General features: G+C 61.7%; 1 pseudogene. It reads right to left on the reverse strand.

The features are described from left to right. Positions 1-317: 317 nt before the first annotated feature. Positions 318-865, reverse strand: a pseudogene (locus tag AC0L3E_RS34545) (DDE-type integrase/transposase/recombinase); the annotation flags it as partial. Positions 866-929 lie beyond the last annotated feature (64 nt).

Genomic DNA, 929 nt, shown 5'->3' on the forward strand with positions numbered 1-929 from the left:
GTTCATTTGCAAGGCATGGGCTGCGCAGCCAGAACGCTTCAAGCTTGATCCGCTCCAGCAAATGCCGGGACTAAACATCTAGGGCCGTGAGGGCATCGCTTCGATGACCCTGTAGATAATGTTCGGGTCTTCCGCCTGGATCAGAAGCTCGTGTTGAGGACGGTGAGGGCCGCCTGCGTGCGTACCCTGTGTTTGCTATGGACGAGACCTTTTCCCTTGCCGGTGGAAGCCCCCTGGTTCGATGACTTGACCAACGTCACGCAGCAAGAGCATGCTGGCGGATGACTGCAGGCTCCATTTCGTTCCGCGCTTAGGACGTTGTCCGAGACGATCGTGCGAGACCTGCCGCGGCGAGCGATGATGGCGTCCAGTTCCCGGACGACGCGGCGCCCGACAGCGACGTATCCGCGACTAGTGCCAGGCATTCCCGCGTGAAGTCGTCGACGACGGCCAAAACCCTGAACCGCCGACCATCTGTGAAGGCGTCGCTGACGAAATCCAGGCTCCAGCGCTCGTTCATCCGGCCCGGCGCGATCATCGACCTTCTCGTTTCCAAGGCCCGCTTGCGGCCGCCACGCTTGCGGACCTGGAGCTTCTCCTCCCTGTAAAGCCGCCGCAGCTTCTTCTGGTTCATCACGATCCCTTGCCGTTCAAGCATGATGTGGATGCGCCGATAGCCGAAGCGGCGTCGTTCGGCTGCCAACGTCTTCATCGCGGCTCGAACGACGGCATCATCCGGCCGGATGCTTGTGTAGCGAACGCTCGAGCGATCGACGAAAAGAGCTTTGCACGCCCGACGCTGGCTCACCCCATGCCGCTCGCAGGCGTGGGCCACAGCGCATCGCTTGGCATCGGGCGTCACCATTAATGGGATGGTCCGCCCCGTCCTCCCGCAGCATCATCTGGGCAGTCACAACAAAGGAGGTTGC

The sequence above is a fragment of the Mesorhizobium sp. WSM4822 genome, from assembly GCF_055811155.1.